Origin of the sequence: Streptomyces sp. NPDC057877 (genome assembly GCF_042796855.1) — a bacterium.
Classification (GTDB): Bacteria; Actinomycetota; Actinomycetes; order Streptomycetales; family Streptomycetaceae; genus Streptomyces.
In genome coordinates this window covers 106,178-123,112 of record NZ_JBHVMS010000002.1, presented here as the reverse complement: position 1 = coordinate 123,112, position 16,935 = coordinate 106,178, and the positions used below count along the sequence as shown (strand labels likewise).

General features: G+C 71.0%; 9 protein-coding genes. 1 reads left to right on the top strand and 8 read right to left on the bottom strand.

The features are described from left to right. The 8 genes from ACFVQG_RS04465 to ACFVQG_RS04430 all read right to left on the bottom strand — a co-directional run bounded on the left by ACFVQG_RS04465 (position 1) and on the right by ACFVQG_RS04430 (position 7,928). Entirely contained in the window at positions 1–198 is a 198-nt protein-coding gene (locus ACFVQG_RS04465) for a hypothetical protein (protein ID WP_383376738.1), read from the bottom strand. 122 nt (positions 199–320) lie between these two features. After that, on the bottom strand, positions 321–836 hold the full coding sequence (locus tag ACFVQG_RS04460; RefSeq protein ID WP_383376736.1) for a hypothetical protein: 516 nt from the start codon (positions 834–836) through the stop codon (positions 321–323). After that, positions 833–2,443, bottom strand: coding sequence for an MFS transporter (locus tag ACFVQG_RS04455; protein WP_383376734.1), 1,611 nt, complete (start codon positions 2,441–2,443; stop codon positions 833–835). The genes ACFVQG_RS04460 and ACFVQG_RS04455 overlap by 4 nt, the downstream gene beginning before the upstream one ends. A 46-nt stretch (positions 2,444–2,489) precedes the next feature. Continuing rightward, positions 2,490–5,126, bottom strand: a complete 2,637-nt coding sequence (locus tag ACFVQG_RS04450; protein WP_383376732.1) for a LuxR C-terminal-related transcriptional regulator — start codon at positions 5,124–5,126, stop codon at positions 2,490–2,492. Between the two features lie 102 nt (positions 5,127–5,228). Beyond that, on the bottom strand, positions 5,229–5,702 hold the full coding sequence (locus tag ACFVQG_RS04445; protein ID WP_383376730.1) for a DsrE/DsrF/DrsH-like family protein: 474 nt from the start codon (positions 5,700–5,702) through the stop codon (positions 5,229–5,231). Between the two features lie 14 nt (positions 5,703–5,716). Continuing rightward, positions 5,717–6,034, bottom strand: a complete 318-nt coding sequence (locus ACFVQG_RS04440) for a TusE/DsrC/DsvC family sulfur relay protein (protein WP_383376728.1) — start codon at positions 6,032–6,034, stop codon at positions 5,717–5,719. 43 nt (positions 6,035–6,077) lie between these two features. After that, positions 6,078–7,319 carry an NAD(P)/FAD-dependent oxidoreductase gene (locus ACFVQG_RS04435; protein WP_383376726.1) on the bottom strand — a complete coding sequence of 414 codons (1,242 nt, stop codon included), beginning with the start codon at positions 7,317–7,319 and terminating at the stop codon, positions 6,078–6,080. Positions 7,320–7,382: 63 nt separating this feature from the next. Then, entirely contained in the window at positions 7,383–7,928 is a 546-nt protein-coding gene (locus ACFVQG_RS04430; protein WP_383376724.1) for a hypothetical protein, read from the bottom strand. Between the two features lie 329 nt (positions 7,929–8,257). On the opposite strand from ACFVQG_RS04430, the gene ACFVQG_RS04425 reads away from it, so the two are divergent. Continuing rightward, positions 8,258–16,843, top strand: a complete 8,586-nt coding sequence (locus tag ACFVQG_RS04425) for a DNRLRE domain-containing protein (RefSeq protein ID WP_383377920.1) — start codon at positions 8,258–8,260, stop codon at positions 16,841–16,843. Positions 16,844–16,935 lie beyond the last annotated feature (92 nt).

The window sequence follows — 16,935 nt, the reverse complement described above, 5'->3', positions numbered from 1 at the left end:
TCACTCGGGGAGCTGCCGCAGCTCCAGCACGCGCAGGCCCAGCGCCTGGAGGCGGGCGAGCAGCCCGTACAGGTGGGCGTCGTCGACGACGGGTCCGTACAGGATGGTCTGCCCGGACATCCCCACGTGCTCCAGTTCCGGGAAGACCTTGGCCAGCGTCTCCGACATGTGTCCCTCGACGCGGATCTCGTAGCGCATGTGCGGTGCTCCCGCCGACGGCCGAATGGCACACCTGCTGGGCTGGGGCCATCGTCGCGCCCCGGAACGCGGTGCCACCTCACCCTGCGCAGGTGAACCGCCGCCGTGCACCGGCCGTGGCGTCAGTGCGTGACGGCGAGCTTGAACGAGATGATCAGCAGGCCGAGGACCAGATTGACCGTGGCGGTGAGGGCGAGCTGCCGCGCCGAGGCCCCCGCCCGCCGGGCCGCGGCGAGCGACCAGCCCACCTGCCCGGCGACCGCCACGGCGAGGGCGAGCCACAGGGCCTCGGGCACGTCGAGACCGAGGAGGGGGCTGACGGCGACGGCCACGGCCGGGGGGACGGTCGCCTTGACGATGGGCCATTCGTCGCGGCACACGTGCAGCACGGTCGTGCGGTCCAGGACGTGCTGTGCGAGCCGGGCGCCGAACAGCTGGGCGTGCACGTGCGCCACCCAGAACACGATGCCGGTGAGGATCAGCAGGACGACCAGTTGCGCGCGGGGGAACTCGCCCAGGCTGCCCGCGCCGATCACCACGGAGGCGGCGAGCAGGGAGCCGTAGACACCGCCGCTGTAGTCGGCGTGCGCCCGGCGTTCCGACCGCGCCGCCGGGTCGGCGCGTGGGTGGGTCCTCATCGCGCTCGCCGCCCGTCGCCGGTCGGAGGGGAACGCCGTACCCGGTCCGCCGGGAGGCCGCGGGTGACCAGGAGGCTGGCCAGGGTGATGCCGCCGGTGGCGAGGATCGCCGCCTTCAGGCCGTCGAGCTGGGCCGCCGCGTAGGAGTCGGTGAGGGCCTCGACCTCCGGGGGCGGCAGCCCGGCCCGTTCGGCCGCCGTGCGCACCTGGTCGGTGGGGACGAAGGAGACCCCGGACTGCAGGGCGACCCCGGTCTGTTCGCGGGCCTCGGACGAGAGCCGCGGGTCGCTGTCCACCTGCGCGGTGAAGGCGTGCGCCAACGCGCCGATGAGCAGCGAGCCGATGAGCGCGGTCCCCAGCGCGGAGCCCAGGTTCTGGGCGGTGAACTGCAGGCCCCCGGCCTCGCTGCGCTCCCGCTCGGCGACCCCGGACTGCACGACGTTGCCGAGCTGGGAGGCGAGCAGGCCCATGCCCAGGCCCAGCACGGCCATGGCACCGGCGAACTGGGCGTCGTCGATCCTCGGGTCGATGGTGGCCAGCAGCCACACGATCGCCGCCGTCAGGACCAGCAGCGCGAGCCGCACCACCCGGCGCGGCCCCGCGATCCGGGCCAGCGGCGAGGCGCACATCGAGGCCGCGAGCATGGTCGCGGAGACGGGGAGCAGCCGCAGCCCCGTCTCGAACGCGTCGAAGCCCTGCACCACCTGGAGGTAGAGCGGGATCGTGAAGAACAGGCCCAGCAGGATCAGGTTCTGGCTCAGCAGCGTCAGCAGGCCGGACCTCAGCACCGGTCCGCGCAGCAGGGACAGATGGACCAGCGGCTCGGCCCCGAGGGCGTCCCGCCGCCGCTGCCACCGTACGAACAGGGCGAGGACGGCCGCTCCGGCGCCGATGACGAACAGCGTGGGGGCGAAGCCGAGCACGGTGAAGGGGGGGTTGCGCGGCTGCACCCAGCCCCAGCTGCTGCTCTGGAGCACGCCGAGCACGCCCAGCCCGAGGCCGGTCGCCGAGAGGGCGGCGCCGACGACGTCCAGCCGGGGGCGCGGCCCGGCGCGGGCGGACTCGGCGATCACCCGGTGGCAGCCGAGGACGGCGAGGACGACCACGACCTCACCGGCGAAGACCAGCCGCCAGCTGAGATACGTCGTCACCCAGCCGCCGAGCAACGGGCCGACCGCGATGCCCGCGCCCGCGAGGCCGCCGATCACGCCGTAGGCGACGGCGCGGTCCCGCCCGCGGTAGGACTCCGCGACGAGGGCCGCCATGGCGGGCAGCACCATCGCGGCACCGAGCCCCTCGATGACCGACCAGCCCAGGGCCAGCACCCACAGCGTCGGTGCCACGGCGGTCAGCGCCGATCCGGTGCCGTAGACGACGAGCCCGAGGACGAACAGCCGACGGCGGCCCAGCAGGTCCCCCAGCCGACCGCCGACGATCATGAACGCGGCCATCACCAGGGCGTACAGCGTGATGACCGCCTGGATCGCGGTGACCTCGGTGTCGAAGTCCTCGACCAGCTGGCTGATGGAGACGTTCATGACCGAGGTGTCCAGCACCATCAGGAACTGGGCCGTCCCGAGCACGATCAGCGCCCGCCAGTGCCTCATGGTCCGCACCCCGCCGGTACACCGGTCCGGCGCGCCCGCCGCCTGTTCACAGCAGCCCCAGTTCCCGGGCGCGGCGTACGGCGTCGTGGCGGCGGTTCACCGCGAGTTTGCGGTAGGCGTTCTTGAGGTGGGTCTTCACCGTGTTCACCGACACGTACAGGTCGGCGGCGACGTCCTCGGTCGACATCATCTGGGCGAGCCGCTGGAGCACGTCCAGTTCGCGTCCGCTGAGCGGCTCCACCAGCGGCGGCGCGGGCGCGGCGGGCGGGGCGGCGGGCCCCGGCAGGAGCCAGCCCGCGGCCAGGTGCCGCAGCGGCGCGGTGCCCAGGTGCGGCCGGAGCCAGCCGCCCGCTTCCAGGAAGGGGCGGCGCAGCCGCTCGCGACGGGCCTCCGTGAGCGCCTGTGCGAGCAGCCTGCGCGCGGTGCCGGTGTCGCCCGCCGCGTCCGCGGCCTGCGCCCGCAGCAGGGCGACCCGGACGAGCACCGCCGGGCCGGTGCGCCCCTCGGCGTCGATGTCGTCGAGCAGCCGGAGGGCGGCGTCCACCTCGCCCGCGGCGAGGCGGGCCCGCGCCGCGCCCACCGCGCAGGCGGGCTCCTCCCCGGCCACCTCCTCCAGCACCTCGGCCGCCTCCCTGGGGCGGCCCTCGGCCAGATGGGCGGCCCCGGCGACCAGCGCGGCGTGGCAGCGCGCCCAGGGGGAGGCCACGTCGGCGCGCACGCCCGGCTCGACGGCGGCGAGCGCGGCGCGCGCCCTGCCCTGGGCCAGCAGCAGCCGGGACGTCGCCAGGGACCGTCCGGCGGCCGTCACCGGGTCCTGCGGCACCGTGGGGGGCGTGTCGTGCAGGAGGGTCCGGGCCTCGGCCAGTTCGTTGCGGTCGACGGCCACGGCGGCCAGGACCAGCCGTCCGAGTTCCCCGCCGGACGGCTCGGGCGAACCGCTCCGCACGGTCCCGTGCGCCGCCGCGGTGGCCTTGCGCTCCGCCCGGGTGGGCCATCCGTCGAGGTAGTCGAGGAGCGCCAGGTGCTGCAGGGAGTCGCCCCGGGGCAGCGCCGTCGCGGCCCCGGCGGTACCGGCCGCGACGGTGGTGAGCGCGGCGCGCGCCTCGTCGAAGCGTCCGGCCCACAGCCGTGTCGAGCCCAGGTGGGTCATCAGGAGGGCGGGCAGCTCCGGATGCCTGTCGAGCAACTGCGCGGGGACCTCCCGCTCGGCCTCCCGGGCGCTCCGCACGGCCTGTTCCGCGTGGTCGGGGGATCCGGTCAGCCGGGCCACCACCGTCTCCAGCAGGGCGCAGCTCAGCCGGGCCGCCGCGGGGCCGGAGGCGTCGAGCTGTTCCTCGGCGCGCCGCAGAGGGGGGAGGCCGTGGTCGAGGTCGCGCCGGGACAGGTCACGTGCGGCCCGTACGAGGTTGGCGGCCGGGCTCGTCGGTTCGGGGCCCATGCCGGAGAACAGGTCGGCGAGGTCGCCGGAGCGCAGGCCGGTGAGGAGCTGGCCGATCGCCAGCTCGTCGACGAGGGCCCGGGTGGTGAAGTCCCAGTCCCCGGCGGCGGCGCCGTGGGCCAGCGTGTCGCCGAGGGCGCCACAGCACCGTAGCCAGCGCGCGGCCCGCAGGTGCAGTTCGGGTTCCAGGCCGGGGCGGCGTTCGCGCAGATGGGCCCGGAGGATCTCCCGGAACAGGGGGTGCAGGCGGTACCAGGAGTGGCCCAGGTCCTCGACGAAGGCGTTCTCGCTGTGCAGTCCGGTGAGGACGGGTCCGGCGTCGGCGCGCCCGGTGAGCGCGTTCGCCAGTTCGCCGCAGAAGCGGTCCAGGACGCTGACCCGCAGCAGGAGGTCCTGGGTGGCGGGCGGCTGCCGCTTGAGGACCTCGACGAGCAGGAAGTCGGCGACCGTGCTGTGCCCGGCCTCGAACTCCTTCAGGTAGCGCTCCGGGTCCGGGTTCTCCCGCGCGGCCAGCGCGCACAGCCGCAGCCCGGCCGCCCAGCCCCGGGTGCGCTCGACCAGGGCGGCGGCGGCCTGCACGGTCAGGCGCAGCCCGTGCCGTTCCAGCAGGGCGACCGTCTCCTCGGGGGTGAAGGCGAGTTCGGCGCCCCGGATCTCGGTCATCGTGCCCGCCGCGCGGTGCCGGTGCAGCGGCAGCAGCGGCTCGGTGCGGGTGACGAGGACCAGGCGCAGTCCCGGCCCGGCGTGGTGCAGCACGAACTCCAGTTGCTCGGAGATCTCCGGGGCGGTCACGCGGTCGTACTCGTCGAGCACCACCGTCACGGTCCGGTCGCCGCCGCCGAGCCGCGCGGCGAGCCGGGTCAGCAGCGCCCGGTCGACCCGGCTGGCGTCGACGGGCGGGCCGATCCCCTCGGCACCCGGCGCCCCGCTGGTGCGCAGGGCCTGCAGCAGATGGGCCCAGAACATCCCCGGCCCCTGGATCGCCGCGTCGAGGGTGAGCCAGGCGACCGGCGACCGCAGACCCGCCGCCCAGTCGGCGGCCAGCAGCGTCTTGCCCGCTCCGGCGGCACCGTTGATCATCGTCAGCGGCGTCGGCGAGCGGTCCAGGTGCTCGATCAGCCGTTCCCGCCGCAGGAAGGTGGCGGGTCTGGCCGGGACGGCGAACCGGGTCCGCAGGAACGGGTCCCCCAGCGGGTCGACGGACGCGCCGTACGAGGGTGGAGGGTGCTCGTCGTTGTCCGTCACCGCGCTCACCGCCCAGGCCGCAGGATCGGAGATCCTCTCCCCTTCACCATCACAGGCTTCCGGCGGATCCGCGCGCCGGGGACGCTCCGCGGGGCGACCGTGTCAGGTGTAGACGATCTGGCCTCCGGCCGCGTGCTCGTAGAACTCGCCGACGGTGATGATGCCCTGGACGTGGTCGACGAGGTCGTCCTTGGTGAGTTCGAAGAGGTCGACCGAGGCCTTGCAGGCGTAGAGACCCGCGCCGGTGTCGGCGATCATCTCGATGAACTCGGGGATGGGCGGGATGTCCAGCTTGGCCATCTTGCGTTCCAGGTACCGGGTGAGCAGGTCCGGCATGCCCGGCAGGCCGCCCAGCACCGTCGGCAGGTGCAGGCCGGGGTTGCCGACGGTGGCGAGCCTGATGTGCTCCCAGCGCCGCTTGGTGATGGCGTCCAGACCGAAGAACGTGAAGAACAGGTTGGCCTCGACGCCCTCGGCGCGGGCGCCGTTGGCCATGATCAGGGCCGGGTAGATCCCCTCCAGGGACCCCTTGGAGACGATGATCGAGACCTTCTCGATCGTGGCGGTGTCGGTCATGGCGGGCGCCCTCCTCAGATGCAGCCGCGCGGCTTGGGAATCCCGGCGATCTTCGCGGCGGTCTTGGCCGGGCCCTTGGGGAAGAGCTGGTACAGCTCCTTGACGGGCACGCCGGAGGCCCTGCCGAGCACCCGGACGGTGGGTCCGGTGCCGTCGGCCGCGTACCGGGCGCGCATGAAGCGGATGACCGTCCAGTGCCGGTCGGTCAGTGTCTCGATGCCCGCCTCAGAGGCGAGTTGCTCGGCCATGGGTTCGGTCCACCGGCCGGGGTCGGTGAAGAAGCCCTCGTCGTCGACGGGAACGGCGGTGTCGGCGTAGGTGGCGGTGGGCATTTCGGGGGTCTCCTGTCCTCAGGCGTGGAGGTGGATCTTGTCCTCAGGCGTGGAGGTGCTTCTTGCCGCGCTCGGGCATCGCCGGGCCGACGCCGGGCAGTTCCCGGCCGGGCAGCAGGGCGTGCCAGTAGAGCGCTTCGAAGGCGAGCTTGCCGAGGTGGTTGGCGTGGGACTCCTTCAGGAGCGGGAGGCCCAGCGCGGTCGGGAAGTGGCCGGGCAGCGGCTCGGTGTCGTAGTTGAAGTCGATCAGCAGGGCCTTGTGGAAGCCGGTCTCGACGAAACAGTTGGCGTGGCCGTCGAAGGAGGCGTCCGGCGACTTCCCGGTGAGGAAGCGGCCGATGTTGTGGACCAGCGTCTCCGCCTCGAAGTGGGCCACGGAGCCCGCCTTCGACGCGGGCAGGGCGGCGGCGTCGCCGATCGCGAACACCTCGGGATGGTCCGGGTGCTGGAGGGTGTGCGGGTCGACGGGGACGAAGTCCAGTTCGTCGCCGAGGCCCTCGGACCGGCCGACGTACGCGGCGCCGCCGTGCAGCGGCACCACCACCGCCAGGTCGAAGGGCAGCTCACGGTCGTCGTACGACACCAGCCGCCCACCGGCGCCGTCGACCTCGCCGAGCGTGAACTCGGTGACCAGCTCGATGCCCTTGCGCTCCAGCAGCCCGCCGAGCGCCTTGGCGGCGACGGGCTTGGTGAAGGCCGCGTCCAGCGGGGTGGCGTAGGTCAGCCGGACCCGGTCGCGGATGCCCCGGCGCCGGAAGTACCAGTCGGCGAGGAAGGCGAACTCCAGTGGTGCCACCGGGCACTTGAGCGGCAGGTCGGCCACGTCCACGACGAGGTGCCCGCCCTCGAAGCGCTCCAGGGCGGCGTGCAGGGCCACGGCGCCGGGGAGGTCGTAGAAGGTGAAGACCTTCTCGCCCCAGCCGTCGCCGGTCAGCCCGTCGGTCTCCTCCGGGAGCAGGCGGGCGCCGGTGGCGATCACCAGGACGTCGTAGTCCAGGCGGATGCCCCCCGCGAGGTGCACCGTCCGCGCGTCCGGGTCGACCCGTTCGACCGGCGCCTGCTGGTAGCCGACGGCCGGGCTCAACTGCCGTGGGCGGGACCGGACGAGGTGGTCCGGGCGGGCCGCCCCGAAGGGGACGAAGAGCAGGCCGGGCTGGTAGAGGTGGTCGGCGTCCTGGTCGACGACCGTGACCCGGGCCTCTTCCCTGCCGTAGGTGCGGCACAGGCGGTTGGCCGTCATGGTGCCCGCGGTTCCGCCACCGAGGATCACGATGTGTTTGCCCATGCCTCCACTGTCGTGCGGGTGGGGAAGCGGGGCATGGGGCCATTGGTCCCGGGACAGGTACCCCTAGGGGTATATATTCGGTGCGGATCTTCCCGCTCGGGCGTCGGGGGTGGGTGAGCGCCGGGGCAGGGCGCCCGAGCAGGTGGCGCGGCCGAACTCGCCCGCCGCCGTGGCGCCCTGGACGTGTCTGCCGCGGACGGCGACGGCACAGCGGGCCTCGCCGCCCTTCTCGCCGAGGGTGATGGAGACGACCGCCTCCCGGCCCAGGGGCACGTCGACGGTCTTGCGCCACGGCAGGGTGGCGGCCTCGACGACCACCGCCTTCCCGGACTCGCTGCGGGCCTGGTAGGTGATGTCGGCGGTGCCGGTGCCGGTGACCTCGTAGGTCACCGCGGCGGTGGGCACCCGGCGCTCCGGCTTGTCGTCGTCCCCGCCGGTTCCGGCCAAGATCCCGTAGCCGACCAGTGCCGCGCAGGCGGCGAGTATCCCTCCGGCGATGAACAGTCCGGAGCGGTCGGGCCGTCGGGAGCGGGACTCGGCCCGCTCCTCCCCCGCGTCGCCCCTGTGCTCCTCCCCGGCGTCATCCCTGCGCTCCTCCGCGACAGCCATGGAATTCCCCCTCCGAATAGCAATTCGCCCCGTCCCCGGGCGATGACCGGGGGCTTTATACCCGACGCCGATACCCGTCCGCCACTGTGCGGACAATTCAGACAGCGCCGGGCCACGCAATGCCGTTTTGCCGCCAACTGTCTGAACTGTCTAATCGGTTGACATGGCATCAGCCGCCTGACTAGAAATCCCGGCGCCATTCCCACGGCATTTTCCGGGCACTTGGGAAACGCCTTGGGGACGGCATTTTCAGCCAGTTTCCATCAGGAAGGTTTGGCGTGAGACCCAGATTGGGAAGAGTGACGGCTTGCCTGGTGGCAGCCGCGGTGATGAGCACCGCGCTGCCCCAGCTCGCCTACGCCGCACCAGCATCCGACGACGGCGAGGGAGTCGTCGACACCGTCAAGGGCTGGTTCGCGGACGACGGCGAGGACGGCGACACGGACGCCGAACCACCGTCGCACGACGAGGCCGGGATAGCCGACCGGCAGAAGCTGCCCCGGGGCAAGAACGCGCCCAAGGCGAAGCGCGTCAAGGAACTGACCGGGCGGCGCACCGCGAACGCCCGGTTCTGGCAGCTCTCCGACGGGCGGGTGCAGGCGGAGGTCTCGGCCGCCCCCACCGCCTACCGGTCCGGGAAGTCCTGGAAGGACATCGATCCCACGGTCCGGGAAAGCGGCCGCAAGGGATTCGAGTTCGGCAACACCAGCAATGCGACGCGCAGTTGGTTCGGTGCGGACGCGGAACGACTCCTTCGGGTGGAGTCCGCGGACGGGCACGCCGTGACCGTCGGCCTGCCACGGGCCGGGGAGCTGCGACCGGTCGCCCAGGGTGACACCGTCACCTACGAGGACGCGGTGTCCGGCGCCGATCTGACGTACCAGGTCGGGCCCGGGCGCGTGAAGGAGAACATCGTCCTCGCCGAGGCCCCGGACGGGCCGGTGTCCTTCACCTTCACGCTGGACACCGACGGGCTCACACCGAAGGCGCGCAAGGACGGCTCGATCGCGTTCCACGGCGAGTCGACCGACCCGGTGCTGGTGATGCCCGCGGCGTTCATGACGGACGCGAAGAAGGACCGCGAGTCGCCGTACGGCACCGCCTACAGCACGAAGGTCACCCAGAAGCTGACCCGGGACGGCGACGGCTGGAAGCTGACCGTCGTCCCGGACGCCCAGTGGCTGGCGGCGAAGGACCGGCGGTATCCGGTCACGATCGATCCGACGATCCAGATCGCGCCGACACCGACCACGGCCCAGGACGTGATGATCTCGTCGGACGGCCCGGCGTCGAACTACGACGACAACTGGCGGCTGTCGGTCGGCAACACCAGCACGGGCAGCTCCCGCGCCCTGCTCCGGTTCCCCATCGGCAGCGTCCCGGCCGGGACCAGGCTGGACTCGGCCGACCTCCAGCTGTACTACGACCAGACCCACACCACCGGCAGCACCGAGGTGCAACTGGAGGCGCACCGCGCCACCGGCGCCTGGTCGGAGTCGAGCGCGACCTGGAACAACGCCAAGGACCTCACCGGTGAGCTGTCCGGCACCTCGGTGCTGGTCGACGACGGTGACCTGGGCACCACGGCCGCGAAGGGCTCCTGGCCCGCCTCGGGGAACACGGCGTACACGCAGTACGCGACCAACCAGGACTACCTGTACAACAAGGACTCCGTCACCGCCGACACCTACACCTGGCAGCCGAACCTGCCGGAGGACGGCGAGTACCAGGTCGAGGCGCACTACGTGCCCGCCGCCGACCGTGCCACGAACGCCCCCTACACCGTCACCTACGACGGCGGCTCCAAGACCTACGCGGTCGACCAGTCGGCGGGCAGCGCGGGCGTGTGGAAGACGCTGGGCACCCACCGGTTCAAGGCGGGCACCGTGGGCAAGGTCGTCCTCGGTGACGGTCCGGCGTCGACGAGCACCGCGGTGCTCGCGGACTCCGTCCGCTTCACCAAGGGCGGTGTGGTCACCAAGCAGCCCTCGCAGGTGAACGCCTGGCACTCGTTCCCGGTGACGAAGACGGTCCAGCAGTGGATCGACGGCACCCACGACAACCACGGCTTCGTCGTCAAGGCGGGCGACGAGTCCGCGAGCGGCCCCAAGGGCGGCCCGCGCTACGAGGGCAGCGAGTTCGGCTACGGCGGTGAGACCGCCAACTACCCGCGGCTGATCCTCACCTACGGCCGTCCGGGCGTCGAGCTGGACCCGCCGACGACGATCCACGACACCGGCGCGGAGCTGAAGTGGTCGGGCTACGCCGATCCGTCCACCGCGACCGGTGACGACATCGCCGAGTACCAGGTGCACCGCTCGGTGTTCCAGACCTTCACCCCGTCCGCCGCCACCCTGGTCGCCCCGGTCCCGGACGGGACCACGTCCTACACGGACACCTCGGCGACCCCGACCGCGGCCGACAGCTCCGACCCGTTCGGGCGGGCGTACTACTACATGGTCGCCGTGAAGACCAAGGACGGCCGTGTCACCCCGGCGCCGACCCAGCTGGTCCGGCTGCCGAAGGCGGGCCGCACCACCAAGGTCGTCGAGGCCGCCCAGGACACCACCCTGTCCTCGACGGAGTCGACCACCCCGCACGACACCCTCACCGACGGGGTGCCGCAGAACTGGCTCACGGTCGGCAACAACTCCACCACCTACGGCACCACCCGTGCGGCGCTGAAGTTCCCCGCCCTGGGCATCCCCGCGTCCGCCCGCGTCATGGACGCCACCTTGCGTCTGTGGGGCACGCAGACCACCACCGGGGCCTCCGGCGCGGTCTACGAGATGCGCCCGCTGACCCGTGACTTCGACGAGTCCACGGCGACCTGGGTGAAGGCCAACGCCACCACCAACTGGACGACCCCGGGCGGCGACTTCGGCGCCGCGCTCGCCGACACGGTCCCGGCGATGAGCAACGACCCCGCCCGCCAGGACTGGAACGCCACCGGCCTGGTGCAGGACTGGGTGCGCGGCACGGGCACCGGCCAGGGCGTCGTGCTGAAGATGCAGAACGAGTCGGTCCAGCAGGAACGCAGCGTCTTCCTCTCCTCGGAGGCCTCCGAGAAGCGGCTGCGCCCGCGCATGGTCGTCACCTACATCGACGCGACGACCGCCTCGACGTACCACGCGCCGAAGACCCCGGCGCGGATGACCCCGAACTCGGACTACTCGGTCGAGTTCACCCTCACCAACACCACCGACACCACCTGGCGGGCCGCCGACCGGGCGCTGTCCTACACCTGGGCCCTCCCGGACGGCACCGACGCCACCACCGGCGGCAACCAGGTCCAGACGGCCCTGCCGAAGGACGTCGTGCCCGGTGACACGATCACCCTCCAGGCACAGGTCAAGACGCCCATCAACTCCGCCTCGGGCAACAAGCGCACGGACTACGTCCTGACCTGGGACCTGTTCGACAAGACCACCGGCAGCTGGCTGTCGGCGGGCACCGGCGGCATCCCCGGCCTGAAGCAGAACATCGCGGTCGAGGACCCCACCTCCAACACCCTGGGCCTGGAGAAGTTCTACGCCTACACCGGCAAGAACACCGGCGCCGGATCCACGGTGATGAACAACCTGTCGGCCGGTAACAGCGTCTGGTCGTACAACGCGTTCACCAACCCCGGCCGGGGTCTGTCGACGTTCGCGCGGTTCGCGTACAACTCGCTGGACACCTCCGACACCGTCACGGGCGCGGGCTGGTCGGCACAGCTGGCCGGGCCGATCCGGCTGGGCGCGCCGCTGGACTTCCACCCGAACCCGAACCCGACGGAGGTCCGCCTCCCGGACGGCGACGGCACCACGCACGTCTTCCGCAAGCAGGACGACGGCACCTGGAAGGCGCCCGCGGGCGTGCACTACCGGCTGTCGATGAAGGCGGGTCTGGACTGCACCCCGGACAAGGACCCGGTCCCGGACGCCTGGACGCTGCTGCGCCCGGACGGCACCCGCTTCTTCTTCGGCTGCGACGGCTATCTGACCTCGGTCGTCGACCGGAACGGCAACACGCAGACGTACACGTACGAGGAGCGCAAGTCCAACAACAAGCCGACGAAGTTCCTCACGTACATCACCGACCCGGCGGGCCGTCAGTCCCTCACGGTCGACTACTACAAGAAGGGCGACGCGTCGTACGACTACGTCAACGACAGCGGCGCCAAGGTCACCGGCTCCAACCTGACCAACGCGAAGATCTACGACCACATCAAGTCGATCAGGGACATCTCCGGCCGGAAGATCTCCTTCCACTACACCGACAAGGGCCTGCTCGGGCAGTTCACCGACGGTGACGGCACCACGCAGCCCAAGGTCTTCAAGTTCACCTACGACGCCACCCAGGGCAACAAGAACGTCAAGCTGGTCAAGGCCACCGACCCGCGCGGCAACGCCACCTCCCTGGCGTACAACACGCCCACGGCGGGTGACGATCCCAAGTACCACTGGTGGGCCAAGACCATCACCGACCGCCTGGGCGGCGACACCGGGTTCGTCTACGCGGCCGACACCGTGAACACCGGCTTCACCAGGACCACGGTGACGGACGCCGAGAACCACGCCACGAAGTACGTCACCGACGACTTCGGCCGCCCCGTGGAGTCGGTGAACGCCAAGTCCCAGAGCACGAAGATGGCGTGGGACGCGGACAACAACGTCACGTACCTGGAGGAGGCCAACGGCGCGAAGACCGCGTACTGCCACGACCAGAAGACGGGCTACCCGCTCTGGCAGCGCGACGCGGAGAACAACAGGACCGGCGTCCCGCCGCAGTCCGACTGCGCGCCCGGTACGTACCCGGCCAACGCGGCGACGTACGCGTACCAGACCCGCGCCGACGGCTACTCCGCCGACCTGTTCCGCAAGACCTCGCCCGAGGGCCATGCCTGGCAGTTCGGCTACGACACCTTCGGCAACCTGAAGACGGTCACCGACCCCAAGGGCGTGGCGACCACGACCGCGGGTGACTACACCACGTCCTACGACTACGACTCCTACGGCCAGCTCACCAAGGCGACCGACGCCAACGGCAACCCGACGACCAACAGCGAGTTCGGTCCGACGGGTTACCCGGCGCGGATCACCGATCCGCTGGGCAAGTCGACGCTGTTCGACTACGACGAGCGCGGCCAGGTCACCGCGGTCACCGACGCGCTGAACGCGAGGACCACCCAGACCTATGACGCCTTCGGGCGCCCCAAGGTCCGGCAGGTGCCCAAGGAGCCGGGCGTCCTCATCACCACCCCGGAGCCGAAGTACGACGCCAACGACAACGTGGTGGAGTCGACGGCGCCCAACGGCGCGGTCTCCACGGCCGCCTACGACGCCGCGGACCAGATCTCCTCGGCCACCGCGCCGAAGGACACCACGACGTCCGGCGAGCGGCGGACGGCGTACACCTACGACAAGGTCGGCAACCTCAGGACGACGACCGAGCCCAAGGGCACGCTGACCACCGACGCCACCGACTACGTCACCACCCAGCACTACGACGCCATCTACCAGCTCACCTCGGTCGTCAACGCCGAGGGCGGCAGGCTCAGTTACGAGTACGACAACGTCGGGAACCTCGTCACGGTCGTCGACCCGAAGAAGAACGCGACCGCGGACACCACCGACTTCACCACCAAGACCGCCTACGACCTGAACCACCGGGTCACGACGGTCACCGACGCCGCCGGGAAGACCACCAAGCGGACCTACGACAAGGACTCGCGGGTCGTCACGACCACCGACGCCGAGAACAACACCACGACCGTCACCTACGACCAGCGTGGCAAGCAGACCGAGGTGAAGGCGCCCCACGACGGCACTTCGACCATCACCTACCGCACCACGAAGTACGAGTACGACCAGGTCGGCAACACCACCCGGGTGATCAGCCCGCGCGGGACGGCGACGGCCAACGCGGACGACTTCGCCACGCGCACCGAGTACGACGCGCTGAACCGTCCGGTGAAGCAGTACCAGGCGTACGACCCCAACGACGGCCGCTACAACAGCCCGAACGTCTACACCGAGACGGTGTACGACGCGGTGGGCCGGGTGGCGAAGACCTCGCTGCCGCCGTCGAAGGACCAGACGGTCCGCAACGACACCACCTACAGCTACTTCGACAACGGCTGGGTGCGGTCGACCACGGACCCGTGGGACATCGTCACGACGTACGACTACAACGCGCTGGGCAAGCAGACCGCCCGGACGCTGACCTCGGCGGGCGGCTCCTCGGACCGCACCATGAGCTGGTCGTACTACCCGGACGGCAAGCTGAAGTCCCGCTCGGACGACGGTGTTCCGGCCGGTAAGTCGGTCGTCCTGGTGGACAACTCCGACACCCAGAACACCACCGCCACGGGCACCTGGACGAAGGGGAGCCTCACCGGCCAGCAGGGCTACGACCACGTCACCCACGCGGCGGGCACCGGCACGGACACGTTCACCTGGAAGCTGGACGTCCCCAAGGACGGCACGTACACCGCGTACGTGAAGTACCCGGAGGTGACGGGGGCCGCGTCGACGGCGAAGTACACGCTGGCCCATGGCACCACCACCGAGCCGTCGGTGACCAAGGACCAGCGGGCGAACCCGCGGACCTGGGTGCAGCTCGGCTCGTACTCCCTCAAGCAGTCCGAGGGCGCCGAGCTGAAGCTGGCGCAGAACAGCGGCGGCGTCGTGGTCGCCGACGCGGTCAAGCTGGTCCGGGACACCAGCGGTGAGACCGACGCCGAGAAGAAGACCTTCTCCTACGTCTACGACGTCAACGGCAACCTGACCTCGCTGGACGACACGTCGTCGGGCGCGGCCATCGACGCCTACACGGTCACCTACACCGGCCTCAACCAGGTCCAGAAGGTCACCGAGGCGCTCTCCGGGCAGGAGAAGAAGGCCACCACCTACACCTACGACGCCAACGGCCAGCCGGAGACGGTCACCCACCCCGACCAGTTCTCGAAGTACACCTACGACCTGCGAGAGCTGGTCAAGACGGTCTCCGTCGGCAAGAGCGCGACGGACACCACCCCGGAAGTGACCTCGTACACCTACACCGACCGCGGCCAGAAGCTGAAGGAGACCAAGGCCAACGGCAACACCGTCGACTACACCTACTACCTCGACAGCGCGGTCAAGACCCAGCGGGAGCGGAAGGCCAACGGCACGCTCGTCTCCGAGCACACCGTCACCTACGACCCCAACGGCAACAAGGCGCGTGACGTCGGCAAGAAGATGAACGCCGACAGCCCCTCCGCGTATGTGGACGTCACGGCGGACTACACCTACGACCCGGTGGACCGGATCGCGTCGGTGACGAAGGCCGGGACCAGCCCCGGGACCGAGACCTACGTCCATGACGACAACGCCAACGTCGTCTCGCAGAACGTCAAGGGCGTGCCCTCGACGTTCACGTACGACCGCAACCGGCTGCTGTCGGCGACCGTCGACGGCGCCGCTGCCGGGTACAACTACGACCCGTTCGGCCGTCTGTCGACCATCACCGGCGAGGGCAAGGTCGTCTCGCGCAACACCTACGACGGCTTCGACCACGTGGTGGAGACGTCGAAGCTGACCGAGAGCGGCGGGCAGTCGGTGACCCGCTACACCTTCGACCCGTTCGACCGCACCACCAGCAAGACCGCGGACGGCGAGACGACCGACTACCGCTACCTCGGTCTGTCGTCGGAGGTGCTCAGCGAGGAGATCGCCGGGGCGGTCACCGCGTCCTACCAGTACTCGCCGTGGGGTGAGCGGCTCTCGCAGGTCAAGCGGGTCGGCACCACCGACGAGCTGGGCGTGTACGGCTACAACACCCGGGGCGACGTCGAGTCCGTCACCGCGACGGACGGGGACACCACGGCCACCTACGGCTACTCGGCCTACGGCAAGGACGACGCCGGGGAGTTCACCGGCATCGACAAGCCCGACCCGGCCGACCCGGCGGCGCAGGACGCGTACAACCCCTACCGCTACAACGCCAAGCGCTGGGACGTCTCGTCGGGGACGTACGACATGGGCTTCCGTGACTACAACCCGGAGCTGAACCGCTTCACCACCCGGGACATGTACACCGGAGCGCTCTCCGACATGCGGCTCGCCTCGGACCCGATGACCGGCAACCGGTACGCGTTCACCGCCGGGAACCCGGTCAGCCGGATCGAGATCGACGGTCATGAGCCGGACTGCATGGGCTACAACAGCTTCACCTGCCCGCGGATGCCCGCGGGGAGCAACGACTGGATGTTCGACGACCCCGAGGACGCCCCCGCCACCCCGGTGTCGGGCTCGGGCGAGTGGGGCAACGCCTGGCAGTACAACAACACGCTGCCGGGTGCCTTCCCGAACGGGGACGCCTCGACGCTCCCGAGCGAGCCGAAGGAGCCGCCGCTGTGGGAGAACCTCGTCGGCGGCGCCCTGTACTGGGGCACGCAGATGGGCAACCCCGTCAACAGCGTCCCGTTCATCGGCGACTACCTCGGCTCGGACCTGGGGTACTACAACACCTCGGGCATCTGCGGCGGGGCCGACATCGCGCTCGGGCTCGGTTTCACCGCGTCCGGCTGTCTGGCCGTCATGAAGACGGACGGCGGCTACGACGTGGCCTGGACCGGGACGTACGGCGGTGAGGTCGGCTGGGGTCCGATCCCCTCGGCCAACCTCGGCCTGATGTACAGCAACGCCGACGACTGGGGCCAGGTCCGTGGCACCACCGTGGGCGGCGAGATCTCGGGCGGTGCCCCGATCGGGATCTACGGCGGCTATGGTCAGGCGTCCAACTCCACCTCGGCGACCTGCTCGGTGGGCGCGCCGATCACCGGGGTGGTGAGAAACAGCGACGGCGTGCCGGTGGGGTCCATCGAGTACGGAATCACCACGCCGGAACTCGACGTGTCGGGTTCCTACACGTGCACGGGCGTCCACTGATGTCCTGAGCGGCGTCATCACCGGCCGCCGGTGGCGGGGAGCCCGTACGGCTTCCCGCCACCGGCGGCCCCGCGCACCTCACTGATCAGCAC